Here is a 25,444-nt window from a genome sequence, read left to right on the forward strand (position 1 = left end):
CGCGGGCGCCTCGGCGGCTCTCAGCCGCGCCGGGTCCGCAGGGCCAGGAAGGCGAGGCCCAGACCGCAGCCGATGAGGATCAGTCCGCTGCCCAGCGGCAGTATCCGCAGCACGGGCTCCTCCGGCGCGGACCGGGTGAGGCCCGGCCCGCCCGGCTGCCGCGCCGCGTCCTGCGGCGGTTCGGGGGCGACCGCGCTCTCCGGGGTGCCGTCGCCGTCCGCGGTGCCGGAGTCCTGCGGGTCGTCCGCGTCGGCGGTGGCGTCCGCGCGCTCCGTGTCGTCCCCGTCGGCGGGCCGGTCGGGGTGTTCGGGCCGCTTGCGGCTGCCGGGGTCGCGGTCCGTGTACGTCGGTCCCGCGTCGTCCTCCCGCGGGTCCGGCTCCTCCCGTCCCGGGCGCTCCCGGCCCTCGCCCGCCCGGCTCCCGGCGCGGGACGCGTCCGCGGCCGGTGCGGGGGACGCCGCCGCCGACGCGGTGCGGGACGCGGAGGCGCTCGGCGAGGGCCGTGGCCCCGCCTCGTGCGCGGACGGGGCCGCGTACGCCGTCCGGGTGGTGCCGCCGGTCAGCAGGACCAGCAGCAGTCCCAGGCCCGCCGCGCGCCGCGCATGGCCGTGGTGCCGCTGTGTGCGGAGCCCTGGAGTCACGTCCGTGACCCCCTCCCGGTGCGAGGGTCGCCAAGATCAACGGAACAAGACTCACATGGGGTGACGAGTCCGGCATCTCGGCCCGTACGCGGTGGATCATCCTCCGGAGGGGGCACCACCGTGATGAGGTGGACGTGTGCGAGACAATGGCGGCATGGAGATGCCGAGGAACGAACGGTCGCCGGAGAACCCCCAGATCCTGGTCGTGGGCCAGGACGGACTGCCTCTCGGCGGCGCCGGAGACGACGACTCCCGCGAGGTCCCGGTGACGGAGATGGTGGAACAGCCCGCCAAGGTGATGCGGATCGGCAGCATGATCAAGCAGCTGCTGGAGGAAGTGCGCGCGGCCCCTCTGGACGAGGCCAGCCGGGTGCGTCTCAAGGAGATCCACGCCAGCTCGGTGAAGGAGCTGGAGGACGGGCTGGCGCCCGAGCTCGTCGAGGAGCTGGAGCGGCTGTCCCTCCCCTTCACCGAAGGGGGGACGCCGAGCGACGCCGAACTGCGGATCGCGCAGGCCCAGCTGGTGGGGTGGCTGGAGGGCCTTTTCCACGGGATCCAGACGACCCTGTTCGCCCAGCAGATGGCGGCCAGGGCTCAGCTGGAGCAGATGCGCAGGGCCCTGCCCCCGGGAATGGGCGGCGGTGACGACGAGGAGGACCCGCGCGCGGGCGGCCGCTCGGGCGGCCCGTACCTCTAGATCCGCCGGATCGCCGGGCCCCGGGGCACGGACCCCGGGCCGTCCCGGCCGGCCCGACCGGACGGACGCGCAGACGAAGGGCCCGGCACCCACGTGCCGGGCCCTTCGCCGTGTCGGTGCGGCCGGCGGACCGGCCTCAGCCGTCCGTCAGGACGGGTCGCCCGTCGAGACCCTCAGCTCGATGTCGGGCATGTTCTTGGGGTCCACGTCCGTGCCCGCGGCGGGGAACTGGTCCATGACCATCCCCTCGCCGTAGGTGTTCTCGTCGATGTCCTTGATGTTCATCTGCCAACCGGCGGCCTGGAAACAGGACTTGACCGACTTGATGTACTTGAAGGTGAACTCGGGGACCTTGATCTTGTCCGGGTCGTTGTACGACTCGTCCGGCTCCGTGCACTCGGTCGTCTCGATCGTCTTCGTCGTGTCCGGGCCCTTGTGGCCCGCGACCTCGGACGCGGAGGCCGAGGCGGTGGAGTCGCCACCGCCGCGCCTGTCGTCGTCACCGCCGCTCATCGTGAGTGCCGTGATCAGACCGCCTATGGCGACCAGCGCGACGACGACCGAACCGATGATCACACCCTTGTTGCTCTTGCCGCCGGAGCCGCCCGGCGCCGGGGAGTGCGGCGTCAGGTTGTACGGCGGCGGGGTCGACGTGCCCTGCTGCGGCGAGTACGCCGAGGTCTGCTGCGGGGTCTGGTAGCCGCCCTGCTGCGGATAGCCGTACGACGGCGCCGGAGTGTGCGCGTGCGCCGGGGTGGGCGGGCCGTAGGGTCCGGGCTGGTAGGGCGTCTGCACCGGGCCCGTCGGGGCCGGGGCCGACTGGTCGACCGGCGGGAAGACCGCGGAGCCGACACCGGCCCCGCTGGAGGTCTGGGCGCCCGGCACGATGTTCGGCGTCGCCGGCTGCAGGGACTGGGCCACGCGCAGGCATTCGTCGCGCATCGCCTCGGCGCTCGGGAAACGCTCGTTCGGGTTCTTCTTGAGCGCGCGGGCGACCAGGGCGTCCACGGCCGGGGGCAGCGCGCGGTTGACCGAGGAGGGCGCGACCGGCTCCTCCTGGACGTGCGCGTACGCGATGGCGAGCGGCGAGTCCGCCTCGAACGGAAGCCGCCCGGTGACCAGTTGGAACAGCATGATGCCGACCGAGTAGAGGTCGCTGCGCGCGTCCACGCCCCGGCCGAGGGCCTGCTCCGGAGAGAGGTACTGCGGGGTGCCGACGACCATGCCCGTCTGGGTCATCGACGTGACCCCGGACTGCATGGCGCGGGCGATGCCGAAGTCCATCACCTTGACGACGTTGCGCTTCGTCATCATCACGTTGCCCGGCTTGATGTCCCGGTGGACCAGGCCCATCTCGTGGCTGATCTCCAGGGCGGCCAGGACGTCCGCGGTGATCTTCAGGGCCTTGTCGGCGGGCATGGCGCCGTACTGCCGGATGTCCGTGTCGAGGACCGAGCCGAGCGGGTGGCCTTCGATGTACTCCATGACGATGTAGGGCGTCGTCATGCCGTCGAGGTCGTCCTCGCCGGTGTCGAAGACCGAGACGATGTTCGTGTGCGTGAGCTTGGCCACCGACTGGGCCTCGCGGCGGAACCGCTCGCGGAAGGCCTGCTCGCGTCCGAGTTCGGTGTGCAGCGTCTTGATCGCGACCTGGCGGTCGAGCACCGAGTCGTACGCGAGGTGCACCGAGGCCATGCCGCCCTCGCCGAGCAAGTCACGCAGCTGGTAGCGCCCGCCGGCGACCGCACGCCCCGCGTACCGGCCCTGTGCGCCGTCCTGGCTCATGTTTCTGCGTCCCCCATTGGCGCGGCGGCAGCGGCTGGTGTGCTCCCGCGGTCGGCGATCGGTCCTCAGTGATCCAATGTGCTATTCCCGGCCAAGTCTGCCCGAGGGCAGTGACACGTCAAGCTCGGTGCCCGTTCCGTGACCGTACGCGAAAGAAGAGTCGCGGAAGCGTTACAGCCGGCGTACGGCCGGTACACAGGATTTGCACGCGGAGACCCGGTGCGGGTTTCATGGCCGGTTCATCTCGAATCGAACTCGGACCGGCGCCTTGCGTGGAGCCTGTAGCGTGGCTCGACGGAGACCGTAACAACCACCGCGCAGACCGCGGGCAGAAACGACGGCGAGGACTGATGGCACAGCAGCAGCGCGCTCAGGGCCCGTCCGACCCCGAGGCGACTGGCGGCGGTATGTCAGATGCGCCGGAGATGTGGGGTAACGGCGGACTGGTCGGCGACGGCCGATATCGGCTGACCCGCAGACTCGGCCGGGGCGGTATGGCCGAGGTGTTCGCGGCCGAGGACGTACGTCTGGGCCGCACCGTCGCGGTCAAGCTGCTCCGGTCCGACCTGGCCGAGGACCCGGTCTCCAAGGCCCGCTTCACGCGCGAGGCCCAGTCGGTGGCCGGTCTCAACCACCACGCGGTCGTCGCCGTGTACGACTCCGGCGAGGACGCCGTCGGCCACGGGGTCGTCCCGTACATCGTGATGGAGATCGTCGAGGGCCGCACGATCCGCGACCTGCTGCTCAACGCCGAGGCCCCCGGCCCGGAGCAGGCGCTGATCATCGTCTCCGGTGTCCTGGAGGCGCTGGCCTATTCGCACCAGCACGGCATCGTGCACCGCGACATCAAGCCGGCCAACGTCATCATCACCGACACCGGCGCCGTGAAGGTGATGGACTTCGGCATCGCCCGCGCCCTGCACGGCGCGCAGTCGACGATGACCCAGACCGGCATGGTCATGGGCACGCCCCAGTACCTCTCCCCGGAGCAGGCGCTCGGCAAGGCCGTCGACCACCGCTCCGACCTGTACGCGACCGGCTGCCTGCTGTACGAACTGCTCGCGCTGCGGCCCCCGTTCACCGGTGAGACACCGCTGTCCGTGGTCTACCAGCACGTCCAGGACATTCCGGCGCCCCCGTCGAGCGTCTCGGACACGGTGCCGCCGGAGCTCGACGGCCTCGTGATGCGTGCGCTGGCGAAGGAGCCCGACGACCGGTTCCAGACCGCCGAGGAGATGCGCGGACTGGTCCAGTACGCGCTGCAGATGCTGTACGACCAGGGCGGCCACACCGGCACCTGGAACACCGGGCCCGTGACCCTGCAGGAGGGGCGGCACACCCCGGCGGCGGGCTTCGCGGGCGCGGGCATGCTGCCGCATCCCGGCGACTCCGGCACGGCGCAGATCCCCTCGCCGCTGCTGCCGCAGACCGGCGGCGGGGACGACGGGGGCTTCGAGGGGCACGGCAACCGGGGCAGCGGCCGCGGCAAGCTGTGGATCCTCGCGGTCTTCGCGATCATCGCGATCGCGGCCGGAGTGGCGCTCGCGCTGAACACCACCGGGGGCGGTGGCGGCGGGGGCAACGGCACCACGACGTCGCCCACGGCGTCCACGACCAAGGACAAGGACAAGGACGCGAGCCCGAGCGACGACTCCACGGGCGACGCCACGGACGACTCCACGGACAGCGGGACCGGCACGGGCACCGGCGACGACTGGTCGCCGTCGTACTCGCCGTCCGACACCCCGACCGGCGAGCCGTCGGAGAAGCCGACGAAGACCGCGCCCACCAAGGTGCCGCCGACCAAGACGACGCCGTCGGCGACTCCGGAGTCGCCCGATCCGGAGGAGTCGCCGGAGCCCTCCGGCAGCGGGGACGTCGAGGGCCCCTGAGCGGGCACATCGCTTTCCTTCACGCGCGCGTGGAGCCCCGGAGGCGGGGCCCCACGCGCGCGTGGCGTTTCCGCGGCACCCCCGGCGGGCCGGGGCCCGCGGCTCACCCCGCGAACGCCTCGCGCACCGCGTCGTACTCCCGGGTCCACCACACCACCAGCGCGGAGGCCGCGGGGAACTGCGGGTCGGCGCGGGTGTCGCCGCGCTCGTAGTGCCAGCGCAGTATCCAGAAGTCGTTGAGGCGCTCCCACCAGACGCGGTGGACGGCGGCCGTGAGCTCGGCCGGGGAGGCGCCCGCGGAGCGCCGGTACGCGCGCGCGTAGGCCCGCACCTTCGCCAGGTCCAGGGTGCCGACCGGGCGGACGAAGAAGATCACCGCGGCGCGGACCGCCTCCTCCGCACGCGGCTGGACGCCCAGTCTGTCCCAGTCGACGATCGCCGCCGGCTCGCCGTCCCGGTAGAGCAGGTTGAACGGGTGGAAGTCGCCGTGCACCCACCCCACCGAGCCGCCCCGCGGGGGCCTCCGGCCGGCGTGCTCCTCCAGGAGGACCCGCCGTTCGAGCAGCCGGTGCCGGGCCAGTTCGTCGAAGGCGTCCGGGGGGTGGTGGCGGTGTACGTGCGCGAGCAGGTCGTCGATGAGGGCGAGGGTCCGCGCGGGATCGGCGCCGTCCGCGGGCTTCGCCGGTCCCCGGCGGTCCGGCGGCATCACCCGCTCCAGGGAGGCGTGCACGACGCCGAGGAGCGCGCCCAGCCGCCGGCACTCCTCCTCGGTCAGCTGGCCGCCGTGCCGGTGGCCGCCGTCGATCCAGGGATGCAGGGCCCAGGTGTGCCCGCCGACGACCGCCACCGTACGGCCGTCGGTGCCCGCCAGCGGCGGGGCGACGGGGACACCGAGGTCCGCGAGGCGCTGGGTGGCGCGGTGCTGCCGGACGATCGCGGCGGGGTCGGCGGTCTCGGGGTCGAAGTGGTGCTTCAGGAAGTACCGGCCGCGTGTGGTGCGCAGCCGGTAGCCGCGGTTGAGCAGGCCCTGGTCGACGGGCTCGCAGGTCAGCGCGGACCCGGCGGCGTAGCGGCGCAGCAGAGCACCCAAGGGGGGCGCATGAGGTGCAGGGGGTGGTACAGATGAGCGCGGCACGCGCCAGATGCTAGGGCACGAGCCGGGGCGCTGACCTCGCGCTTGTCACACACAGTCGTCTTCGGTCACAGGACGTGCCGGAATCGCCGTTACAGGCCACCGTCGGTGGTGTGCACGGTGGCGAACCGGGGCTCGATCACCAGATGGACCGGGTCGAAGGGCTCGCCGTCCACGCACCGCGGCCCGGGTCCGAAGAGCTCCCGCTGGGCCGGGGTCGGCTCGATGCGCTCGCAGGGGCCGACGATCTGGGCGGACCACACGCTCTCGCCGGGACCGGCGGAGCCGAGGTTGTCGGAGCCGTACGCGACGACGCCCCCGCTGCGGGCGAGATGGTGTCCCTGGCCCCGGTGCATGCGCAGCAGGACGCGGCCGTCCGCCACGACGTGGCGGGCGAGGGCGAGAGCGGGCAGCGCGCGCACGCTGGTGGCCGCGCGGCCGTGGGCGACCCGGCCGAGGAGGTCCACGGCGAGTTGTTCGTCGGTGGGCATGCCCCTCAATGTCCGGCACGGGCGGCACCGGGAAAAAGAGCCGCTCGCCCCGGGAAGGAGGGACGAAAGTCCCGAATGGGTGCCGCCGGTACGGCTGATTCTCCGTGGTGCGGTCAGCGCTGCTGATTCTCCGCCTGCAGGCGGGCCACATAGGCGGCCGCCTGGGAACGGCGTTCCATGCCGAGTTTCGACAGCAGACTGGACACGTAATTCTTGATCGTCTTCTCCGCGAGATGGAGCCTTTCGCCGATCGCGCGGTTGGTGAGCCCCTCGCCGATCAGGTCGAGAATCCTGCGTTCCTGGTCGGTGAGGTGCGCGAGCCGGTCGTCGCTCTTCGGGCCGCCGCCGTCGCGCAGCCGCTCCAGTACCCGGGCCGTGGCGACCGGGTCGAGCAGGGACTTTCCGGCCGCGACGTCCCGGACGGCCGTGAGCAGTTCGTTGCCCCGGATGGCCTTGAGGACGTAACCCGAGGCGCCCGCCATGATCGCCTCGAAAAGGGCCTCGTCGTCGGCGTAGGACGTCAGCATGAGGCATTTGACGCCCTCGTCCTGCGAGCGGATCTCGCGGCACACCTCCACGCCGCTGCCGTCCGGGAGCCGCACGTCCAGCACCGCGACGTCCGGGCGGGTGGCCGGAATCCGCACCAGCGCGTCGGCGGCCGTCCCGGCCTCGCCGACCACCTGGATGTCGGGCTCCACCGACAGCAGTTCATGGACGCCCCGGCGCACCACCTCGTGGTCGTCGAGGAGAAATACGGTGATTTTCCCGTCTTCGTGCACGGGGTCAGTTTCACACAGGGTCCGGATAACCGCTTGAGGTCAAGTCTTCCCGTCCCCGGGGTGACCGGGATAACGTGCCCGTGTTCCGGCCCCCTGCAAGGCTGTGACCAGCGCATGTCCCCGACTCAAGCGACGTTCCTGGGAGACCGAGTACAAAGTACTTGGAAATCCAAGCAAAATCGCAGGTCAGGCGGGGTTTCACAGAAATGTGGAGCACTGGGTAACGTGCATATTGCAGGGCGCTCGCCGGGGCACCTGTCACGTCTGTTCCCGGCCGAGTGGCACCCACCCCGTGCACGGGATCGGGATCAGGCGAGCCGCACTGGCCACCCGGCAACCCCGGGGGCCGGACCGACGGAGGAGCACACGTGACCGTGGAGAGCACTGCCGCGCGCAAGCCGCGACGCAGCGCCGGTACGAAGACCGCCGCGAGCAAGCGCGCCGGCGCGGCCGCCAAGGCGGCCCCGGGCGCCGAGCCCGAACTCGTCCAGCTGCTGACCCCGGAAGGCAAGCGGGTCAAGGACGCGACGTACGACGCGTACGTCGCCGACATCACCCCGGACGAGCTGCGCGGCCTGTACCGGGACATGGTGCTGAGCCGTCGCTTCGACGCCGAGGCCACCTCGCTGCAGCGCCAGGGCGAGCTGGGCCTGTGGGCCTCGATGCTCGGTCAGGAGGCCGCACAGATCGGCTCCGGCCGGGCCACCCGGGACGACGACTACGTCTTCCCGACCTATCGGGAGCACGGCGTCGCCTGGTGCCGCGGCGTGGACCCGACGAACCTGCTCGGCATGTTCCGCGGCGTGAACAACGGCGGCTGGGACCCGAACAGCAACAACTTCCACCTGTACACGATCGTCATCGGCTCGCAGACGCTGCACGCCACCGGCTATGCCATGGGCATCGCCAAGGACGGCGCCGACTCGGCCGTGATCGCCTACTTCGGGGACGGCGCCTCCAGCCAGGGCGACGTCGCCGAGTCCTTCACCTTCTCCGCGGTCTACAACGCCCCCGTCGTGTTCTTCTGCCAGAACAACCAGTGGGCGATCTCCGAGCCGACCGAGAAGCAGACCCGCGTCCCGCTCTACCAGCGCGCGCAGGGCTACGGCTTCCCGGGCGTCCGCGTGGACGGCAACGACGTCCTCGCCTGCCTGGCGGTCACCAAGTGGGCCCTGGAGCGGGCCCGCAACGGCGAGGGCCCCACCCTGGTGGAGGCGTACACGTACCGCATGGGCGCGCACACCACGTCCGACGACCCGACCAAGTACCGGGCCGACGAGGAGCGCGAGGCGTGGGAGGCGAAGGACCCGATCCTGCGCCTGCGCGCCTACCTCGAGGCCGCGGGCCACGCCGACGAGGCGTTCTTCGCGGAACTCGAAACGGAGAGCGAGGCGTTGGGCAAGCGGGTGCGCGACGTGGTGCGTGCCATGCCGGACCCGGACCACTTCGCGATCTTCGAGAACGCGTACGCGGACGGGCACGCGCTCGTCGACGAGGAGCGGGCACAGTTCGCCGCCTACCAGGCGTCGTTCGCCGATGAAGGGGAGGGCAAGTAGCGATGGCAGCAGAAAAGATGGCGCTGGCCAAGGCGATCAACGAGTCGCTGCGCACGGCCCTCGACACCGACCCCAAGGTCCTGATCATGGGCGAGGACGTCGGCAAGCTCGGCGGTGTCTTCCGGGTCACCGACGGTCTGCAGAAGGACTTCGGCGAGGACCGGGTCATCGACACCCCGCTCGCCGAGTCGGGCATCGTCGGCACCGCGATCGGTCTCGCGCTGCGCGGCTACCGGCCCGTGGTGGAGATCCAGTTCGACGGCTTCGTCTTCCCCGCGTACGACCAGATCGTCACGCAGCTCGCGAAGATGCACGCGCGGGCGCTCGGCAAGATCAAGCTCCCCGTCGTCGTCCGTATCCCGTACGGCGGCGGCATCGGTGCCGTCGAGCACCACTCCGAGTCCCCCGAGGCGCTCTTCGCGCACGTGGCGGGCCTGAAGGTGGTCTCCCCGTCGAACGCCTCGGACGCCTACTGGATGATGCAGCAGGCCATCCAGAGCGACGACCCGGTGATCTTCTTCGAGCCGAAGCGCCGCTACTGGGACAAGGCCGAGGTCAACACGAGCGCGATCCCCGGGCCGCTGCACAAGGCGCGGGTGGTCCGTGAGGGCAGCGATCTGACGCTGGTGGCGTACGGCCCCATGGTGAAGGTCTGCCAGGAGGTCGCCGACGCGGCCCAGGAGGAGGGCAAGTCCCTGGAGGTCGTCGACCTGCGCTCCATGTCGCCGATCGACTTCGACACCGTCCAGGCCTCCGTGGAGAAGACCCGGCGGCTCGTGGTGGTCCACGAGGCCCCGGTGTTCCTGGGCACGGGCGCGGAGATCGCCGCCCGCATCACGGAGCGGTGCTTCTACCACCTGGAGGCGCCCGTCCTGCGGGTCGGCGGCTATCACGCCCCGTATCCGCCGGCGCGCCTGGAGGACGAGTACCTGCCGGGCCTCGACCGGGTGCTCGACGCCGTCGACCGCTCGCTGGCGTACTGAGGGAGAGGGTCGTGACGACGATGACAGAGACCGCCTCCGGCCTCCGCGAGTTCAAGATGCCCGACGTGGGCGAGGGACTCACCGAGGCCGAGATCCTCAAGTGGTACGTCCAGCCCGGTGACCAGGTCACCGACGGCCAGGTCGTCTGCGAGGTCGAGACCGCCAAGGCCGCGGTCGAACTGCCCATTCCGTACGACGGCGTGGTGAGCGAACTCCGTTTCCCCGAGGGGACGACGGTGGACGTCGGCCAGGTCATCATCTCGGTGGACGTGTCCGGCGGTGCCGGCGCCCCGGCGCCCGAGGCTCCCGTCGCGGAAGCCCCCGCGGCACCCGTGGCCCCGGCCGCGCCGGTCGCCGAGGAGGCCAAGTCCGAGGGCCGCAAGCCGGTCCTCGTCGGGTACGGGGTCGCCGAGGCCTCCACCAAGCGCCGCCCCCGCAAGGGAGCGGAGCCCAGGACTGAGGCCCCGGCCGGCGAGAACCGTGCGGCCGCCGCGGTCCAGGCCGAGCTGAACGGACACGGCGGGCAGCGCCCGCTGGCCAAGCCGCCCGTCCGCAAGCTCGCCAAGGACCTCGGCGTGGACCTCGCGACGATCACCCCGTCGGGCCCCGACGGGATCATCACGCGCGAGGACGTGCACGCGGCGGTGGCGCCGGCGGCGGAGCCCGTGGCCGCCCCGGCCGTGACCGAGGCCCCGGCCCCGGCCGCCGCCCCGGCGCCCGTGGCGACCTACGACGGTGCCCGCGAGACCCGGATCCCCGTCAAGGGCGTCCGCAAGGCCACCGCGCAGGCGATGGTCGGCTCCGCGTTCACCGCGCCGCACGTGACGGAGTTCGTCACCGTCGACGTGACGCGCACGCTGAAGCTGGTCGAGGAGCTCAAGCAGGACAAGGAGATGGCGGGGCTGCGGGTGAACCCGCTGCTGCTCATCGCCAAGGCCCTGCTGGTCGCCATCAAGCGCAACCCGGACGTGAACGCGTCCTGGGACGAGGCCAACCAGGAGATCGTGCGCAAGCACTACGTGAACCTGGGCATCGCCGCGGCCACGCCGCGCGGCCTGATCGTCCCGAACATCAAGGACGCCCACGCCAAGACCCTGCCGCAACTGGCCGAGTCCCTCGGCGAGCTGGTCGCCACGGCCCGCGAGGGCAAGACCTCCCCGGCGGCGATGCAGGGCGGCACGGTCACGATCACGAACGTCGGCGTCTTCGGCGTCGACACGGGCACGCCGATCCTCAACCCCGGCGAGTCCGCGATCCTCGCGGTCGGTGCGATCAAGCTCCAGCCGTGGGTCCACAAGGGCAAGGTCAAGCCCCGCCAGGTCACCACGCTGGCCCTCTCCTTCGACCACCGCCTGGTCGACGGCGAGCTGGGCTCCAAGGTCCTGGCCGACGTGGCCGCGATCCTGGAGCAGCCCAAGCGGCTGATCACCTGGGCGTAGGCCCGAGCGCACACCGACACGGGACCGCCTCCTCACGGGGGCGGTCCCGTGTGTCGTTCCGGACGTCCAGCTCCGCCCACACCGTCTTGCCCACGGGCAGTCTCTCCACCGCCCACCGGCTGGCGAGCAGGCCGACGATCAGCAGCCCCCGCCCGAACCGGTCGTCCTCCTGCGCCGCCCGGAGCCGCGGCAGGCGTTCACCCCTCGGGTCCGTCACCGCGATGCGCAGCACGGGCCCGGTGAGGGAGGTCTCCACGCGGAACAGGCGGTCCCGCAGGCAGCCGTGGAGCAGAGCGTTCGTGCACAACTCGGCGGCGACGAGTGCGGCGTCGCCGGCGACGCCGGGATGACCCCACTCGACGGCGAGCCGCGCCACGCGTCTGCGGGCCGGCGGAACGTTGTGGGGATACGGGGTGTAGCTGACGGCGTCGTAGCGGCTGGGGGCGTGGCGATCCGGGTCGCAGGGTCCGTACATGGACGCGCACCTCCTCGTGCGGGGCCGGTGCCCGGGCGGCGTCCAGGTGGGTGGGGGGAGGTGGCTCGGCCGTACACACCCCGGAACGGGCAGCACGGTGCACTTCCGCCAACTGGTACCACTGCGTGGGCGATTGAACACTGACGGTAGCGGCGACGCGGGGCGTGCAGCAACCCAATCGGGCAGAAATAATTCTGTCCCGGTTGTGCCGTGCGGATCGACGCCTCCAGACTGGGGCCACTCACCCGGAGGGACGCGAGATGGCAGGCAAGGACCCCGAGCGCGGGCGAACGGTGTCGACGGTGCTCGGGCGACGGCTGGGAGGTGAACTCCTGCGCATGCGGGAGGAGCGCGGACTGCGCCAGGCCGAGGCCGCCGAGGCGCTCACCGCGTCCGCCCCGAAGGTCGCGAAGATCGAGCGCGGCCAGGTGCCGATGCGGGATCCGGACGTCCGGGCGCTGTGCCACCTGTACGGGGAGACGGACGAGTCGGCGGTCGACCGCCTGCTGGCGCTGGCCAAGGCGGACCGCGAGCGCCGGAAGGCGCGCGGCTGGTGGAACCAGTACCCCCAGTTGCAGGCGATGGTCGAGTACGTGGCCCTCGAAGACATCGCCACCACGGTGCGCACCTGGCAACTGGCCGTCGTTCCGGGCCTGTTGCAGACGCCCGACTACGCTCGCGCGCTCGCCGTCGGCAACGGGCACTGGGAGGATCCGGATGAGATCGAGCCGTTCGTCGAGTCCCGGATGGCGCGGCAGGCGCGACTGGGTGGGGAGCGCCCGCTGGAGCTGTGGGCAGTCGTGCACGAAGGTGCCCTGCGCCAACTCGTCGGCGGACGGGCCGTCATGCGGGAGCAGCTCGGGCACCTGCTGGACATGGCCCGGCAGCCCAACGTGAAACTTCAGGTGCTGCCGTATCTCGCCGGCGCCCACCCCGGGATGACCAGCGCCTTCACCATCGTCTCCTTCGCGGACCCGGGCGCGCTGGACGTGGTCCACCTGGACACCACCTCGTCGACCCTCTGGCTGGAGAGCGATACTGATGCCGAACGCCACAACGGGTTGTTCGACCGCATCACGCGACTGAGCCTCGCGCAGCGGAACTCGGTCGGGCTGGTCGACGGGATCCTGAAGGAGATGTAGCAGGCGTGACCGCATACGAGTTCGTCAAGTCCAGCCACAGCGGGGGCAATGCCGGTCAGGAGTGCGTCGAAGTCGCCCGCAATCTCCCCGGCGTCGTCGCCGTCCGGGACTCCAAGGTGCCCGGCGGGCCCGTCCTCCGGCTCGCGCCGGGCGCCTGGGCGGCGTTCACGGCGCACGCGGGCCGGTAGCGAAGCGAAGAGGCCGGCCGCGGATGCGGCCGGCCTCCACGCGCCGGCTGAAGTCCCTCAGGAGGACGCCTACCGGGAGAAGCCGTAGGTCATCAGCTTCTTCGCGTCCGCCGTGCGGTTGGCGACCGACGACGAGGCGAGGACCGTACCGATGACCGTCTTGCCGTTGCGGGTGGCGGCGAAGACGAGGCAGTACTTCGCCTCCGGGCCCGAGCCCGTCTTCACGCCGATGGTGCCGCTGTACTCGCTGAGCAGGTTGTTCGTGTTCGACCAGTTCATGTAGCGGTAGCCACCGCTCTTGGTGGTCACCTTCTGCTGGGTCGACTTGGTCTTCACGACCGAACGGAACGTGGCACTCTTCATCGCGCTGCTCGCGAGCTTCGTGAGGTCGCGCGGCGTCGAGTAGTTGGAACCGTGGCCGATGCCGTCGAACGAGTCGAAGTGCGTGTTCGTCAGGCCCAGGCTGCGCGCCGTGGTGTTCATCTTGCCTATGAACGACTTGACGCGAGCCGAACGGGTCGAGCCGCTGCCGAACTTGTCGGCGAGCGCGTACGCGGCGTCGCAGCCGGACGGCAGCATCAGCCCGTACAGGAGCTGGCGGACCGTGACCTTGTCCCCGACGATCAGACGGGCCGAGGAGGCGTTGTTGGCGACGATGTAGTCGCTGTAGGCCTTCTGGATCGTGACCTTGGAGTCCAGGTTCAGGTTCGACTGGGAGAGCACGACCTTGGCGGTCATGATCTTTGTGGTGGATCCCGTGGACCGCTTGGTGTCCGCGGCCTTGGTGAACAGGCTCTTGCCGGTGGCGTCGTTCATCACGTAGCCGCCCTTGGCGACGATCGTGGGTGTGGCGACGGCCTGTGCCGGAGCCGCACTGAGGGCCCCGGTCGCGACCACGGCGCCGGTCGTCATCATCACGGCGACAGCGCGGCGAACGCGTGCGCCCTTAATGCCGGTTATCAAGTTGAGTACCCCGAATACGTTAAATGCCCCTGGAGTGCGGTCACATGGGAGCACCGCTTCTCGTCTGACACCTGAGTAGCACGGAAAGTTGTGCGCACACCCGGCGGGGGCCGATTTCTCATCCTGCCGAGTGGTGTCCGCGATCCGGACGGGACGCGACCATGCGTACGTGTTGTATCTATGCTGTGCGCATGCCTGTCGCCCCCGTGTCCGACGTGCCCGCCGCGGCGAGTGCGTCCGCCGTGCCCGCAGTGAAACCGCCCCCGGCCGCCGACCGCGTCTACGCGCACGTCAAGCAGGGGGTTTTGGAGCGCCACTACGAGGGCGGGACGCTGCTCACGGAGGGCGAGCTCGCCGAGGCCGTGGGGGTCTCGCGCACCCCCGTCCGCGAGGCGCTGCTCCGGCTGGAGGTCGAGGGGCTGATCCGGCTCTATCCGAAGAAGGGCGCGCTCGTCCTGCCCGTCTCCGCGCAGGAGATCGCCGACGTCGTCGAGACCCGGCAGCTCGTCGAGGAGCACGCCGCCCGCAAGGCCGTACCGGCCTCGCCGCGGCTCATCGCGCGCCTGGAGGAACTGCTCGCCCAGCAGAAGGCCCAGGCCGCCGCGGGCGACCTGGCGGGCGCCGCCGTCACCGACCGCTGCTTCCACGCCGAGATCGTCCGCAGCGGCGGCAACGAGATCCTCGCCCGGCTCTACGACCAGTTGCGCGACCGGCAGTTGCGGATGGGCGTCGCGGTGATGCACGCCCACCCCGACCGGATCACCAAGACGCTCAGCGAGCACGAGGAGATCCTCCGGGCACTGCGGGACGGGGACGCCGAGGCGGCGGTCGAGATCGTGCACCGGCACGTCAGCTGGTTCTCCAACCTGGCCCGGGGCGAGGTCCGATGAGCGCCGCGGCCCTGCCCGGGGACCCGCCCGGAGGCCGGCGTGCCGTCGCCGTCTGGGGCATCGGCGTCGCCGTCTACTTCGTCGCGGTCATCTTCCGCACCTCGCTGGGCGTGGCGGGCCTGGACGCCGCCGACCGCTTCCACGTCAACGCCTCCGCCCTCTCCAGCTTCTCCATCCTCCAGCTCCTCGTGTACGCGGGCATGCAGATACCCGTGGGCCTGCTGGTCGACCGGCTCGGCACCAAGAAGGTGCTGACCATCGGCGTCCTGCTGTTCACCGCGGGACAGCTCGGCTTCGCCTTCTCCCCCTCGTACGGCATGGCGCTCGCCTCGCGCGCGCTGCTCGGCTGCGGCGACGCGATGACCTTCATCAGCGTGCTGCGGCTCGGCACCCGCTGGTTCCCCGCCCGCCGCGGACCGCTCGTTGCGCAGATGGCGGGCCTGGTCGGGATGGCCGGCAACCTCGTCTCGACGCTCGTGATCGCCCGGCTGCTGCACGGGGTCGGCTGGACGGCGGCCTTCGCGGGCAGCGCGCTCGCCGGGGTCGTCGTCCTGGTCCTGCTGCTGCTCTTCCTGAAGGACCACCCCGAGGGACACGAACCCGAGCCGTTCCCGCACCGGGGAGCCGCCTACGTGCGGCGCCAGATCGCGCGCTCCTGGCAGGAGCCGGGGACCCGGCTGGGGCTCTGGGTGCACTTCACCACGCAGTTCCCCGCCATGGTCTTCCTGCTGCTGTGGGGCATGCCGTTCCTCGTCGAGGCCGAGGGGCTGTCGCGGGCCTCGGCCGGCGAGCTGCTGACGCTGGTCGTCCTGTCCAACATGGTCGTGGGCCTCGTCTACGGGCAGATCGTCGCCCGGCACCACGCGGCGCGGCTGCCGCTCGCGCTCGGCACGGTGACCGCGACCGCCGCCGCCTGGGCCGCGGCGCTGGCCTGGCCCGGCGAGCACGCGCCGGTGTGGCTGCTCGTGGTGCTCTGCGCCGTACTCGGGGCCTGCGGGCCCGCCTCGATGATCGGCTTCGACTTCGCCCGGCCCGCCAACCCGCCCGAGCGGCAGGGGACCGCATCCGGGATCACCAACATGGGCGGCTTCGTCGCCTCCATGACCACGCTGCTGGCGATCGGCGTCCTGCTGGACGCCACCGGGGACAACTACCGGGTGGCGTTCTCGGCGGTGTTCGTGCTCCAGGCGCTCGGGCTCAGCCAGATCTTCCGGCTGCGGGAACAGGCGGCCCGCCGGGAGCGGGAGCGGCTGGTGGCCAGCCGGGTGGAGACGGTGCACGTCCCCGCGTAGCGACGCGGAGGTGCCCGCCTCCGGTGAGAGGGTGCCCGCCTCCGCGCCGAGCCGCGGAGACGGCGCCGACGGCTACGGCGTGACCGCGAAGTTCCGCAGGATCGCCGCGCTCAGTTCCGGATCGCCCTCGACCTTGATGCGGTCCGCGACGTAGTCGGCCGTGACCCGCCCGCAGGCCAGCCGGACGTACGTCTCCCAGTCCAGCGTCAGGGTCGCGGCGGGACCGAGCGAGGGGGTGCCGTCTATCGAGCCGCGCCCGTCCGCGTCGATGCGGACCGTGCGCAGGAACTCGACGGGCCCGTGGACGTCGAACACGACCGCCGAGTTGGCCGGGGCGCCCGCGTCCTTCGCGACCACCTTCGGCAGGGCGGCGAGCAGCTCGTCCCGGGTGATGAACGCGCCCGGCGAGTCGAGGTTGCCCGGCCGTCCGAGGGCCGCCCGCAGGTCCTGCTCGTGCACCCACACGTCGAACGCCCGGTACCGCATGGCCTCTTCCAGGGTCGGCTCCGTGCCCAGCGGGCCGCGCACCTTGGTGTCCGGGGTCCGCGACTCGTTCCGGAGCTGGCGGTTGCGGCGGATGACCGTGTACTCCAGCTCGGACGTCATCTCCGGCGCCGTGTGGTGGCGCCGCACGTCGACCTGCATCTCCATGTACCGCTGGTGCTCGTTCGTCACGTGGTACAGGTCGCGGGGAAGGGTGTGGATCGGCCGCGGGTCGCCCAGCATCTCGCAGTCCAGCCCGATCACGTGCGACACGAGGTCCCGCACCGACCAGCCGGGGCAGGGCGTCCGCCGGTTCCACTCGCCCTCCACAAGGGGGTTCACCAGCTCCGATATCGCGTCGATCGAGTGGGTCCAGGCGTCGGCGTAGGACTGAAGACTGGGATGCAGACTCACGGAACGGGACCCCTCGGGCGGTCGGTACGCGGGCAGTGGGTGTCTTGGAACGCTAAGTTACGCTGCTGTGAGGCACCCCGGCAGTGCTTTCGTGTGACGATCGTAGGCCCGTAAAGACGGCTCGAATGCCAGGACGGTGGTAGTGTGCGCGCCTCCCTCATCCAGATCGGTGTAGACGAGGGCGAATCGGTCGATTCGCGCAGGCGGCGGGTGGCCTCGCTCGTACGCGATCAGGCCGGAGTCGATCTCGTCGTGCTGCCCGAGCTGTGGACCACCGGGGCGTTCGCCTACGAGGCGTTCGGCACCGAGGCCGAGACGCTGGACGGGCCCACCCGCGAGGCGATGGCCAAGGCCGCGAGCGACGCGGGCGTGTGGCTGCACGCCGGCTCCATCCCCGAACGCGCCGCCGACGGCACGCTGTACAACACCTCGCTCGTCCTCGGCCCGGACGGCGGGCTCGCCGCCTCCTACCGCAAGATCCACCGGTTCGGCTTCGACAAGGGCGAGGCCGTGCTGATGGGCGCCGGGACCGACCTGGTCACCGTGCCCCTGCCCGAGACGACCCTCGGGCTCGCCACCTGCTACGACCTCCGCTTCCCCGAACTCTTCCGCGGGCTCGTCGACGCCGGCGCCGAGACCCTCGTCGTCCCCGCCGGATGGCCCGAGCGGCGCCGCTCCCACTGGACCCTGCTCGCCCGGGCGCGAGCGGTCGAGAACCAGGCGTACGTGCTCGCCTGCGGAACGGGCGGCACGCATGCGGGAGTTCCCCAGGCCGGTCACTCGATCGTGGTCGACCCCTGGGGCGAGGTGCTCGCCGAGGCGGGCGACGGCGAGCAGATCCTCACCGTGGACCTCGACCCCGGGAAGGTGCCCGTCACCCGGGAGCAGTTCCCGGCGCTGAAGGACCGGGTGCTGGGCCTGCGCGCACCCCGCCGCTGAGGCGGGCCGCCCGTCAGTCGTCCTCGCCCTCCTTCTCCGCCAGGTGGATCACGCACACCGCCACGGCGATCAGGAGGGCCGCGTCCGCGTCGTCGCGCACCACGTCCACGCCGTAGGTCTCGCGGACGTGCAGCCAGCGGCGGGAGATCTGCGCGAGCAGTTCGTTGTCGTAGTCGATGGCGAACTCGCGGTCGAGGATCTTGCCGCTCACGTCGAGCTCGGTGCCGTCCACCAGCGACACCCGGTAGTGGTTGCGCAGCAGCGACAGGCGCTTGCGCTTGATGGTGGCCAGCGGATCGCCGTCCCGCTCGATCACCATCGTGTCGCGCAGCGCGAACATCTTCTGGTGGATGTCGACGAGGACCCGCCCGCGGGTGTCCTTCAGCTCGAAGGTGTCGCGCACCCGCATCGCCTTGCCGTCGACCAGGAAGACCTTGTTGCCGTGCTGGTCCTCGATCCAGTAGTCGTCACCGAAGCCGAGCAGTCGTTCGCGTACGAGGTATCTCATGTCCTCAGGGCTTCCCCGGCGGCTCCTCCGAAACGCCGCCGGTAGGCCGACGGGCTGAGTCCCGTCTCGCTCCGCGGCCGCGCCGCCGGCCCGGGCGGGCGGCGGCACGGAAGAGCCCCCCGCCGCCCTGGGGCCGCGAGGGGCTCGACACGAACCGCGCTGACGGTCACCGGTTACCGGTAGCCGTCCGACCACATCTCGTCGTCGTCCTCGGCGGCGCGCTCGTCGCCGCGGGCGCGCTCACGGGGGGTGGAGCCGGGCATGCCGGCGTCCGAGCCGCGCCGCTCCCTGCGGTCCCTGTCCTCCATGCCCTCGGGGTCGCGCGGCGTCTCGCGGTTGCGCATGCCCTCGGGGTCCCGCCGGTTCTCGCGGTCGCGCATGCGGTCGGGCATGCCCTCGGGGTCGCGCATCTCGTCGCGGTCGCGCATACCGGGTTCGCGCATGGATTCGTCGGCCTGTCGTGCCATGAAACTGCTCCCTTGCAGTGACCCCCCTGCGTGCTTGCTTCGAGCATCTCCCCGTGGCGCCCCGTGCGCATCCCGTAGGAGATCGAGCACACAGAGTGACCGTTTTTCCACAGGGGAGGCCGCCGGATCCGGCGCCGATGGCACCCTTGATCCATGAACCGCTCCGCACCGCGCCGTGTCCGCGTCCGCGCCCCCGAGCTGGTCGGAAAGGGCGGCTGGCTGAACACGGGAGGCAGGCAGTACAGCCTCGCCGAGCTGCGCGGACGGGTGGTCGTCCTGGATTTCTGAAAATAGACAACAGACCACCTAACTCTTCGTCAGACTGACTGTGTGCACCAAGACACAATCTGTGACCTGTACCTGCGCCTGTCTCTTGACCGGGACGGCAAGACCGCAATCGAACGGCAGGAAGCAGACTGCCGTGCCTGGGCCGAACGCAACGGACTGACCGTCCGCAAAGTCCACATGGACAGAGGGCGCTCCGGCTACAAGACCGTTGAGCGCAAGGGCTTCGACGCCGCGCTGGCGGCCGTGACGGCGGGCGTCGTCGGCACGCTGATCGTCTGGAAATTGGACCGCCTGTCCCGCAAGGGCATCGGCCAGGTCGGCAAGGTGCTGGACGACATCGAGAAGGCTGGCGGCCGTCTCGTCTCCGTCGTGGACGGTCTCGACACTTCGAACGACTCGGCACGCATGGTCGTGGCGATGCTCGCCGAACTCGCCCGATCCGAATCGAAGAATCTCGGCACACGCGTCGGCCATGCCAAGCGATACCTACGCAGCAAGGGTCAGTGGATCGGCGGACAGCCTCCGTACGGGCTGCTCATCGACCCGCAGGCCAAGAAGCTCGTCCATGACCCGGAGCACGCCGTTTACGCCCGTCTCATCGCGGATGAAGCGCTTGCAGGAACGTCGCTGGTCAAGATCGCCCGACTTCTCAACGAGTACGAGATTCTTTCGCCCAGAGGCGGGCAGTGGAACGCGGCGAGCATCATGCAGCTCCTGCGCTCCCCAGCGTTCGCCGGCCTGATGCCGGAGACCGAAACCGTCGAGACGGACGACGGCGAGCGGAAGTACACGGGCAGGGTCTTCCCGTACCGCGATCCCGAGACTCTGGACACCGTCGAGATCGGCGAGGGGATCATCACGGTCGGAGAGCGTGAACAGATCATCCGCACCCTGGAATCCAGGACGTTCGTACACGCAGGAAAGCGGCGGCCGAAGCCCGAGGGGACGGCGCTGCTCACGGGGCTCGTCTATTGCGCGGTACCCGGCTGCGGTCGCCGGATGCACCGTGTGGGAGGTAGCTACCAGTGCATGGCTCGCCGCGCGGGCAACCAGTGCATCGGAGCGTCGGCGCTGGCGGAAGCGGTTGACCAGTATGTGACGGAACAGTTCCTTACGAAGCTCCCAGCGCTCGAACCGGACGACCCGTTGCTTGTCGCGATCGCAGACCGCTGGGTGCACCGCGTGGACCCGGAGACCTTCGCGAAACGTGATGCGCTTACTGCTGAGATCCAGGATGAGGAAGCCCGCCTCGCCGATCTGGAGGACGCGCGATACGTGCGCGGTGAGTTCAGTGGCCCCGCAGCCGTGGAGCGCTACAACCGGCTTGCAGAGCGCCTGAGGGGGCGCATCGAAGGGCTTGGCACCGATCTTCGTAAGCTGCCCATGCCGTCTGTGGACGTGTCACCGATGCTCGACGGACTCATCCTGCGTGAGGCGTGGGCTGAGGCGACGAACGAAGACCGGCGCGGCAGGTTGTCACTCGCCATAGACCGGGTTGAAGTGACCAAGGGAGTGCGCGGACAGCGATTCATCCCGGAGCAACGCATCCAGATCCATTGGGCGGAGCTGGGTGCCGACAGCGCCACCTGAGCACCGGCGTAACCCCTCCAGCTGCCGGCAGCGGACACGGGTGACGAAGTGACCGGCTCGTGTGGACCGCGGGACGCAGCGGACCGTCACCGAACTCGCCCCGGGCGGGGTCCGGTTGGACGTGGCCTTCCGGGCACCGGCCGGTCGGGAGCCGGACACGCGGTACGGCCCCGGCTCCCGGCTGCTGGTCTCGGCGACCCCGCCGGAGCTGCTGGCGGGCGGTGCCGGTGAGGGGACGGACCTCTTTCGTGACCTGGTGCTCGACCCGGCCGTTCCGGAGGGCGTCCTGCACGTCTCCGCCTCGGCCGCGTCGTGCGACAGCGACCCGGCGCACGCGTATCCGGCGTGCCGGGTCCACCAGCGGGACTGGGGCGTGCCGGTCCGTCTCGCCGAAGGGGGCGCGCGGCGGCTGCCGTTGGTCCTCACCGACGAGGTCGACGAGGACTGACGGCGCATGCCGTGGCGCGGCTCGGGAGCGGGCCCGGCCCGGCCCGGTCGCGGCTGCGGGGAGGACGGCCGATGCCGTCCTCCCCGCCTACCGCTACCGCACACGGGCGCCCGTCCTGCCATGACCGCCGTCGGGGTGCCCGGTGCGGCGCCCGGTCCCCGGCGGCCGTCCGCCCGTGCGGGACGGTACGTCCGGGGAGCTGTCCGCGGCGCCGGCCGGTGCCGGTCTTCCGGCTATGCGCCGTAGCCGTCGTTGTAACCGCCGCGGGGCCGCTCCTCGCTGATCACCGGAGTGGTCGGCTGGACGACCGTGCGGCGGCGCTTGGCGATGCTGCTGAACGTCGCCACGCCGATCAGACCGACGATCATGAGGATGATGCCGACCAGGTCGAGGTTGACCCCTTCCATGTCCCAGTCGGTCGCGAATGTGAGGATCGCCCCTGTGGCGATCAGAATGATGCACCCGCCCAGGCCCATTGGGTGTCGCCTCCTGTAGCCGAGTCGGCTTCTCTTAGGTCAACTCCGGGTACCCGGGGCCGTCGCGGGCATGCCCGGCTACCCCTCCAGAAACGCCGCGAGGGCGTTGGCCAGCAGGAACGGGTCCTCCGCGCCGCACAGTTCACGCGCGCTGTGCATGGAGAGGATGGCCACGCCGACGTCGACGGTCCTGATGCCGTGCCGCGCCGCGGTGATGGGCCCGATGGTGGTGCCGCAGGGCATGGCGTTGTTGGAGACGAAGGACTGGAACGGGACGCCGGCCTTCTCGCAGGCGGCGGCGAACACCGCGCGCCCCGAACCGTCGGTGGCATAGCGGTTGTTGACGTTCACCTTGAGGATGGGGCCCCCGTTGGCGCGGGGGTGGTGCGTCGGGTCGTGCCGCTCGGCGTAGTTGGGGTGGACGGCGTGACCGGTGTCGGAGGAGAGGCAGACGGTGCCGGCGAAGGCGCGCGCCCGGTCCTCGTACGTACCGCCGCGGGCGAACACCGAGCGCTCCAGGACGCCGCCGAGGAGCGGGCCGTCCGCGCCGGTGTCCGACTGGGAGCCGTTCTCCTCGTGGTCGAAGGCGGCGAGGACGGGGATGTACGGGAGGTCCCCGGCGGCGGACACGGCGGCGAGGGCGGCGGTGCCGGCGTGGACGGAGAGCAGGTTGTCCATGCGCGGACCGGCGAGGAGCTCCTCGTCGCGGCCCAGGTACGCGGGGGGCTCGACGGAGTGGGTCATCAGGTCCCAGCCGGTGATCTCGCCGGCGGAGAGGCCCGCCTCCTGCTCGACGAAGCCGATCAGGTCGCCCTCGCGGGGGTCGCCGAGTCCCCAGACGGGCTGCAGATGGCGCTGCTTGTCGAGCTTGAGTCCCTCGGCGGACACGGAGCGGTCGAGGTGGATGGCGAGCTGGGGGACGCGGAGCAGCGGCCGGTCGATGTTCACCAGGCGGGTGGTGCCGTCGCGCAGCGAGACGCGTCCGGCGAGACCGAGGTCGCGGTCCAGCCAGGAGTTCAGGAGCGGGCCGCCGTAGATCTCGACGGCGACCTGCCGCCAGCCGTGGGCACCGGTGTCGGGCAGCGGCTTGACGCGCAGGTTGGGGGAGTCGGTGTGCGCGCCGACGATCCGGAACGGGGTGTGCGGTGCGGCGCCCTCGGGGACGTACCAGGCGATGATCGCGCCGCCGCGCAGCACGAACCTGCCGCCGGTGGTCCCGTCCCATGCGTCGGTCTCGGCGACCTGACGGAATCCGGCCTTCTCCAGCCGCTCGGCGGCGTTCGCCACGGCGTGGTACGGCGTCGGTGTCGCCGCGAGGAAGGTCATGAGGTCGTCGGTGTGGCCGCGATCGAAGCGAGAGGGTGTGCGCATGGGGTTCACCTTAACGACGCACGAGGGCCCGCTCCCCGGGATGGGGAACGGGCCCTGGTGAGAGGGATGTGAAGGGCGGACACCCGGCCCGCCGACCGGTGCCGGCGCCGCCGCCGGGGACCGCCGGGCGGGGCGAGGGGCCCCTGGACGCGACCTAGAAGGCGGCCTCGTCGAGCTCCATGAGGTCCAGGTCCACGCCCTCGGCGAGCTTGCGCGCGCCGGTGACGCCGGGCAGGACGTTGGCCGCGAAGAACTTCGCCGCCGCGATCTTGCCGGTGTAGAAGGCCTTGTCCTTGGCGGAGGCGGTCTGGAGCTTCTCGGCGGCCACGGCGGCGCCGCGCAGCAGCAGGTAGCCGACGACCACGTCACCGGAGGCCATCAGCAGGCGGGTGGTGTTGAGGCCCACCTTGTAGATGTTCTTGACGTCCTGCTCGGTGGCGGCGAGGTCGGTGAGCATGAGGCCGACGATGGCCTCCAGCTCGACGGCGGCCTTGGCGAGCTGCTCACGGGCGGTGGAGAGGTCCTCGCCGCCGGTGCCGAGCGCCAGGAACTTCTTGATGTCCTCGGCGAGGGAGTTCAGCGCGGCGCCCTGGTTGCGGACGATCTTCCGGAAGAAGTAGTCCTGGCCCTGGATCGCGGTGGTGCCCTCGTACAGGGTGTCGATCTTGGCGTCGCGGATGTACTGCTCGATCGGGTACTCCTGCAGGAAGCCGGAGCCGCCGAAGGTCTGCAGGGACTGGGCGAGCTGCTCGTAGCCCTTCTCGGAGCCGTAGCCCTTCACGATCGGCAGGAGCAGGTCGTTGAGGGCCTCCAGGGCGGCGGCGTCCTCGCCGGCCGCCTCCTTGACCTGGATCTCGTCCTGGATCGCGGCGGTGTGCAGCACCAGGGCGCGCATGCCCTCGGCGTACGCCTTCTGCGTCATGAGCGAGCGGCGCACGTCGGGGTGGTGCGTGATGGTGACCTTGGGCGCGGTCTTGTCCATGAAGTTCGCCAGGTCGGGGCCCTGGACGCGCTCCTTGGCGTACTCCAGCGCGTTCAGGTAGCCCGTCGAGAGCGTGGAGATGGCCTTCGTGCCGACCATCATGCGGGCGAACTCGATGATGCGGAACATCTGGCGGATGCCGTCGTGCTTGTCGCCGATCAGCCAGCCCTTGGCGGGGTGGCGGTCGCCGAAGGTCATCTCGCAGGTGTTGGAGGCCTTGAGGCCCATCTTGTGCTCGACGTTGGTCGCGTACACGCCGTTGCGCTCGCCCAGCTCGCCGGTCTCGAAGTCGAACTCGTACTTCGGGACGAGGAAGAGGGACAGGCCCTTGGTGCCGGGGCCGGCACCCTCGGGGCGGGCGAGGACGTAGTGGAGGATGTTCTCCGACATGTCGTGCTCACCGGAGGTGATGAAGCGCTTCACGCCCTCGATGTGCCAGGAGCCGTCCTCCTGCTGGACCGCCTTGGTGCGGCCGGCGCCGACGTCCGAGCCGGCGTCCGGCTCGGTGAGCACCATGGTGGAGCCCCACTGCTTGTCGACGGCGATCTTCGCGATGTGCTTCTGGACCTCGTTGCCCTCCTCGAAGAGGATGCCCGCGAAGGCGGGGCCCGAGGAGTACATCCACACGGCCGGGTTGGCGCCGAGCACCAGCTCCGCGTAGGCCCAGATCAGGGAGCGGGGCGTGGTGGTGCCGCCGATCTCCTCGGGCAGGCCGAGCCGCCAGTACTCGGAGTCCATGAAGGCCTGGTAGCTCTTCTTGAAGGACGCGGGGACCGGCGCGGTGTTGGTCTCCGGGTCGAAGACCGGCGGGTTGCGGTCGGCGTCGGCGAAGGACTCGGCCAGCTCGTTCTCCGAGAGGCGGGTCAGCTCGTCGAGGATGCTCTTGGCCGTGTCGGTGTCCATCTCCTCGAACGGGCCGGTGCCGTACAGCTTGTCGCGCCCGAGCACCTCGAAGAGGTTGAACTCGATGTCGCGGAGATTCGACTTGTAGTGCCCCATGGCGACGGCTCCGTAAGAGATCGGTGAGGCCGGAGAACTGGCAGCCTCGTTACACATACCGGCAAGTAGCTACGATGATGCTACCCGTCGGTAATAAGACGCAACCCCGAGCCGGTCATCTGTGACTCAGTAGT

At 70.9% G+C, this 25,444-nt stretch carries 24 protein-coding genes and 2 pseudogenes; 13 read left to right on the forward strand and 13 right to left on the reverse strand.

Annotated elements, in window-relative coordinates; genetic code table 11:
* Positions 1–20: 20 nt before the first annotated feature.
* Positions 21–641 (reverse strand): hypothetical protein, encoded by a 621-nt coding sequence (locus tag ACZ4NT_RS14250; RefSeq protein ID WP_467725411.1) that lies wholly within the window; start codon positions 639–641, stop codon positions 21–23.
* Between the two features lie 154 nt (positions 642–795).
* On the opposite strand from ACZ4NT_RS14250, the gene ACZ4NT_RS14255 reads away from it, so the two are divergent.
* On the forward strand, positions 796–1,338 hold the full coding sequence (locus ACZ4NT_RS14255) for a bacterial proteasome activator family protein (RefSeq protein WP_121405058.1): 543 nt from the start codon (positions 796–798) through the stop codon (positions 1,336–1,338).
* A gap of 147 nt (positions 1,339–1,485) precedes the next feature.
* On the opposite strand, the gene ACZ4NT_RS14260 is transcribed toward ACZ4NT_RS14255, so the two are convergent.
* Positions 1,486–3,123 carry a protein kinase domain-containing protein gene (locus tag ACZ4NT_RS14260; RefSeq protein ID WP_121405059.1) on the reverse strand — a complete coding sequence of 546 codons (1,638 nt, stop codon included), beginning with the start codon at positions 3,121–3,123 and terminating at the stop codon, positions 1,486–1,488.
* 350 nt (positions 3,124–3,473) lie between these two features.
* Between ACZ4NT_RS14260 and ACZ4NT_RS14265 the strand changes: the two genes are divergently transcribed.
* Positions 3,474–5,015, forward strand: coding sequence for a protein kinase domain-containing protein (locus tag ACZ4NT_RS14265; protein WP_467725413.1), 1,542 nt, complete (start codon positions 3,474–3,476; stop codon positions 5,013–5,015).
* 103 nt (positions 5,016–5,118) lie between these two features.
* Here ACZ4NT_RS14265 and ACZ4NT_RS14270 read toward each other — a convergent pair whose 3' ends face one another.
* The 3 genes from ACZ4NT_RS14270 to ACZ4NT_RS14280 all read right to left on the reverse strand — a co-directional run bounded on the left by ACZ4NT_RS14270 (position 5,119) and on the right by ACZ4NT_RS14280 (position 7,417).
* Complete coding sequence (locus ACZ4NT_RS14270) at positions 5,119–6,150, reverse strand: phosphotransferase (protein WP_121405061.1); 1,032 nt, start codon at positions 6,148–6,150, stop codon at positions 5,119–5,121.
* Between the two features lie 89 nt (positions 6,151–6,239).
* Positions 6,240–6,638: a pyridoxamine 5'-phosphate oxidase family protein gene (locus tag ACZ4NT_RS14275; RefSeq protein WP_121405062.1), complete on the reverse strand. Its 399-nt coding sequence runs from the start codon at positions 6,636–6,638 to the stop codon at positions 6,240–6,242.
* Between the two features lie 113 nt (positions 6,639–6,751).
* The gene (locus ACZ4NT_RS14280) at positions 6,752–7,417 is read right to left on the reverse strand and encodes a response regulator transcription factor (protein ID WP_121405063.1); all 666 of its coding nucleotides are present in this window, start codon (positions 7,415–7,417) and stop codon (positions 6,752–6,754) included.
* Between the two features lie 368 nt (positions 7,418–7,785).
* Between ACZ4NT_RS14280 and pdhA the strand changes: the two genes are divergently transcribed.
* The 3 genes from pdhA to ACZ4NT_RS14295 are packed head-to-tail and all read left to right on the forward strand — an operon-like array spanning position 7,786 to position 11,395.
* Entirely contained in the window at positions 7,786–8,973 is a 1,188-nt protein-coding gene (gene pdhA, locus ACZ4NT_RS14285) for a pyruvate dehydrogenase (acetyl-transferring) E1 component subunit alpha (RefSeq protein ID WP_121405064.1), read from the forward strand.
* Positions 8,974–8,975: 2 nt separating this feature from the next.
* Complete coding sequence (locus ACZ4NT_RS14290; protein WP_121405065.1) at positions 8,976–9,956, forward strand: alpha-ketoacid dehydrogenase subunit beta; 981 nt, start codon at positions 8,976–8,978, stop codon at positions 9,954–9,956.
* Positions 9,957–9,967: 11 nt separating this feature from the next.
* Positions 9,968–11,395, forward strand: coding sequence for a dihydrolipoamide acetyltransferase family protein (locus ACZ4NT_RS14295; protein WP_467725416.1), 1,428 nt, complete (start codon positions 9,968–9,970; stop codon positions 11,393–11,395).
* On the opposite strand, the gene ACZ4NT_RS14300 is transcribed toward ACZ4NT_RS14295, so the two are convergent.
* Positions 11,382–11,870, reverse strand: a complete 489-nt coding sequence (locus ACZ4NT_RS14300; protein ID WP_467725418.1) for an ATP-binding protein — start codon at positions 11,868–11,870, stop codon at positions 11,382–11,384. The two genes, ACZ4NT_RS14295 and ACZ4NT_RS14300, sit on opposite strands and share 14 nt — an antisense overlap.
* 260 nt (positions 11,871–12,130) lie before the next feature.
* Between ACZ4NT_RS14300 and ACZ4NT_RS14305 the strand changes: the two genes are divergently transcribed.
* A complete protein-coding gene (locus tag ACZ4NT_RS14305; RefSeq protein WP_121405067.1) occupies positions 12,131–13,012 on the forward strand; it encodes a Scr1 family TA system antitoxin-like transcriptional regulator in 882 nt (293 codons plus the stop codon).
* Positions 13,013–13,017: 5 nt separating this feature from the next.
* Positions 13,018–13,200 carry a DUF397 domain-containing protein gene (locus tag ACZ4NT_RS14310; protein ID WP_121405068.1) on the forward strand — a complete coding sequence of 61 codons (183 nt, stop codon included), beginning with the start codon at positions 13,018–13,020 and terminating at the stop codon, positions 13,198–13,200.
* 69 nt (positions 13,201–13,269) lie between these two features.
* Here the strand turns inward: ACZ4NT_RS14310 and ACZ4NT_RS14315 are convergent, their stop codons facing one another.
* Positions 13,270–14,115, reverse strand: coding sequence for a D-alanyl-D-alanine carboxypeptidase family protein (locus ACZ4NT_RS14315; protein ID WP_467725508.1), 846 nt, complete (start codon positions 14,113–14,115; stop codon positions 13,270–13,272).
* Positions 14,116–14,354: 239 nt separating this feature from the next.
* On the opposite strand from ACZ4NT_RS14315, the gene ACZ4NT_RS14320 reads away from it, so the two are divergent.
* On the forward strand, positions 14,355–15,053 hold the full coding sequence (locus tag ACZ4NT_RS14320) for a GntR family transcriptional regulator (protein ID WP_467725420.1): 699 nt from the start codon (positions 14,355–14,357) through the stop codon (positions 15,051–15,053).
* Positions 15,050–16,345, forward strand: a complete 1,296-nt coding sequence (locus ACZ4NT_RS14325; RefSeq protein ID WP_467725421.1) for an MFS transporter — start codon at positions 15,050–15,052, stop codon at positions 16,343–16,345. The genes ACZ4NT_RS14320 and ACZ4NT_RS14325 overlap by 4 nt, the downstream gene beginning before the upstream one ends.
* Positions 16,346–16,417: 72 nt before the next feature.
* Here the strand turns inward: ACZ4NT_RS14325 and ACZ4NT_RS14330 are convergent, their stop codons facing one another.
* The gene (locus tag ACZ4NT_RS14330) at positions 16,418–17,242 is read right to left on the reverse strand and encodes a maleylpyruvate isomerase family mycothiol-dependent enzyme (protein ID WP_121405071.1); all 825 of its coding nucleotides are present in this window, start codon (positions 17,240–17,242) and stop codon (positions 16,418–16,420) included.
* A 144-nt stretch (positions 17,243–17,386) separates the two neighbouring features.
* On the opposite strand from ACZ4NT_RS14330, the gene ACZ4NT_RS14335 reads away from it, so the two are divergent.
* Positions 17,387–18,181 (forward strand): carbon-nitrogen family hydrolase, encoded by a 795-nt coding sequence (locus ACZ4NT_RS14335; RefSeq protein WP_121405072.1) that lies wholly within the window; start codon positions 17,387–17,389, stop codon positions 18,179–18,181.
* Positions 18,182–18,194: 13 nt separating this feature from the next.
* On the opposite strand, the gene ACZ4NT_RS14340 is transcribed toward ACZ4NT_RS14335, so the two are convergent.
* Together ACZ4NT_RS14340 and ACZ4NT_RS14345 are read right to left on the reverse strand one after the other, a co-directional pair.
* Positions 18,195–18,689, reverse strand: coding sequence for an LURP-one-related family protein (locus tag ACZ4NT_RS14340; protein WP_121405073.1), 495 nt, complete (start codon positions 18,687–18,689; stop codon positions 18,195–18,197).
* A gap of 173 nt (positions 18,690–18,862) precedes the next feature.
* Positions 18,863–19,156 carry a hypothetical protein gene (locus tag ACZ4NT_RS14345; RefSeq protein ID WP_121405074.1) on the reverse strand — a complete coding sequence of 98 codons (294 nt, stop codon included), beginning with the start codon at positions 19,154–19,156 and terminating at the stop codon, positions 18,863–18,865.
* Positions 19,157–19,309: 153 nt separating this feature from the next.
* Between ACZ4NT_RS14345 and ACZ4NT_RS14350 the strand changes: the two are divergent.
* The 3 genes and pseudogenes from ACZ4NT_RS14350 to ACZ4NT_RS14360 form a co-directional block, all read left to right on the forward strand.
* Positions 19,310–19,441 (forward strand): annotated as a pseudogene (locus ACZ4NT_RS14350) (thioredoxin-like domain-containing protein); the annotation flags it as partial.
* Positions 19,442–19,486: 45 nt separating this feature from the next.
* Positions 19,487–21,034 carry a recombinase family protein gene (locus ACZ4NT_RS14355; protein WP_467725424.1) on the forward strand — a complete coding sequence of 516 codons (1,548 nt, stop codon included), beginning with the start codon at positions 19,487–19,489 and terminating at the stop codon, positions 21,032–21,034.
* Positions 21,035–21,107: 73 nt separating this feature from the next.
* Positions 21,108–21,482, forward strand: a pseudogene (locus ACZ4NT_RS14360) (alkyl hydroperoxide reductase); the annotation flags it as partial.
* Between the two features lie 233 nt (positions 21,483–21,715).
* On the opposite strand, the gene ACZ4NT_RS14365 reads toward ACZ4NT_RS14360, so the two are convergent.
* The 3 genes from ACZ4NT_RS14365 to ACZ4NT_RS14375 all read right to left on the reverse strand — a co-directional run bounded on the left by ACZ4NT_RS14365 (position 21,716) and on the right by ACZ4NT_RS14375 (position 25,310).
* On the reverse strand, positions 21,716–21,958 hold the full coding sequence (locus ACZ4NT_RS14365; protein WP_121405076.1) for a DUF6458 family protein: 243 nt from the start codon (positions 21,956–21,958) through the stop codon (positions 21,716–21,718).
* Between the two features lie 78 nt (positions 21,959–22,036).
* On the reverse strand, positions 22,037–23,329 hold the full coding sequence (locus ACZ4NT_RS14370; protein WP_121405077.1) for a M18 family aminopeptidase: 1,293 nt from the start codon (positions 23,327–23,329) through the stop codon (positions 22,037–22,039).
* Between the two features lie 154 nt (positions 23,330–23,483).
* The gene (locus tag ACZ4NT_RS14375) at positions 23,484–25,310 is read right to left on the reverse strand and encodes an acyl-CoA dehydrogenase (protein ID WP_121405078.1); all 1,827 of its coding nucleotides are present in this window, start codon (positions 25,308–25,310) and stop codon (positions 23,484–23,486) included.
* Between the last annotated feature and the right edge of the window lie 134 nt (positions 25,311–25,444).

The organism is Streptomyces sp. NPDC026417 (assembly GCF_055567695.1).

Excerpts from the sequence above, each read along its gene's own strand:
- ACZ4NT_RS14255 (WP_121405058.1), top strand. The coding sequence starts at position 796 with ATGGAGATGCCGAGGAACGAACGGTCGCCGGAGAACCCCCAGATCCTG.
- ACZ4NT_RS14260 (WP_121405059.1), bottom strand. The coding sequence starts at position 3,123 with ATGAGCCAGGACGGCGCACAGGGCCGGTACGCGGGGCGTGCGGTCGCC.
- ACZ4NT_RS14265 (WP_467725413.1), top strand. The coding sequence starts at position 3,474 with ATGGCACAGCAGCAGCGCGCTCAGGGCCCGTCCGACCCCGAGGCGACT.
- ACZ4NT_RS14275 (WP_121405062.1), bottom strand. The coding sequence starts at position 6,638 with ATGCCCACCGACGAACAACTCGCCGTGGACCTCCTCGGCCGGGTCGCC.
- ACZ4NT_RS14290 (WP_121405065.1), top strand. The coding sequence starts at position 8,976 with ATGGCAGCAGAAAAGATGGCGCTGGCCAAGGCGATCAACGAGTCGCTG.
- ACZ4NT_RS14300 (WP_467725418.1), bottom strand. The coding sequence starts at position 11,870 with ATGTACGGACCCTGCGACCCGGATCGCCACGCCCCCAGCCGCTACGAC.
- ACZ4NT_RS14305 (WP_121405067.1), top strand. The coding sequence starts at position 12,131 with ATGGCAGGCAAGGACCCCGAGCGCGGGCGAACGGTGTCGACGGTGCTC.
- ACZ4NT_RS14315 (WP_467725508.1), bottom strand. The coding sequence starts at position 14,115 with ATGATGACGACCGGCGCCGTGGTCGCGACCGGGGCCCTCAGTGCGGCT.
- ACZ4NT_RS14320 (WP_467725420.1), top strand. The coding sequence starts at position 14,355 with ATGCCTGTCGCCCCCGTGTCCGACGTGCCCGCCGCGGCGAGTGCGTCC.
- ACZ4NT_RS14325 (WP_467725421.1), top strand. The coding sequence starts at position 15,050 with ATGAGCGCCGCGGCCCTGCCCGGGGACCCGCCCGGAGGCCGGCGTGCC.
- ACZ4NT_RS14340 (WP_121405073.1), bottom strand. The coding sequence starts at position 18,689 with ATGAGATACCTCGTACGCGAACGACTGCTCGGCTTCGGTGACGACTAC.
- ACZ4NT_RS14345 (WP_121405074.1), bottom strand. The coding sequence starts at position 19,156 with ATGGCACGACAGGCCGACGAATCCATGCGCGAACCCGGTATGCGCGAC.
- ACZ4NT_RS14365 (WP_121405076.1), bottom strand. The coding sequence starts at position 21,958 with ATGGGCCTGGGCGGGTGCATCATTCTGATCGCCACAGGGGCGATCCTC.
- ACZ4NT_RS14370 (WP_121405077.1), bottom strand. The coding sequence starts at position 23,329 with ATGCGCACACCCTCTCGCTTCGATCGCGGCCACACCGACGACCTCATG.
- ACZ4NT_RS14375 (WP_121405078.1), bottom strand. The coding sequence starts at position 25,310 with ATGGGGCACTACAAGTCGAATCTCCGCGACATCGAGTTCAACCTCTTC.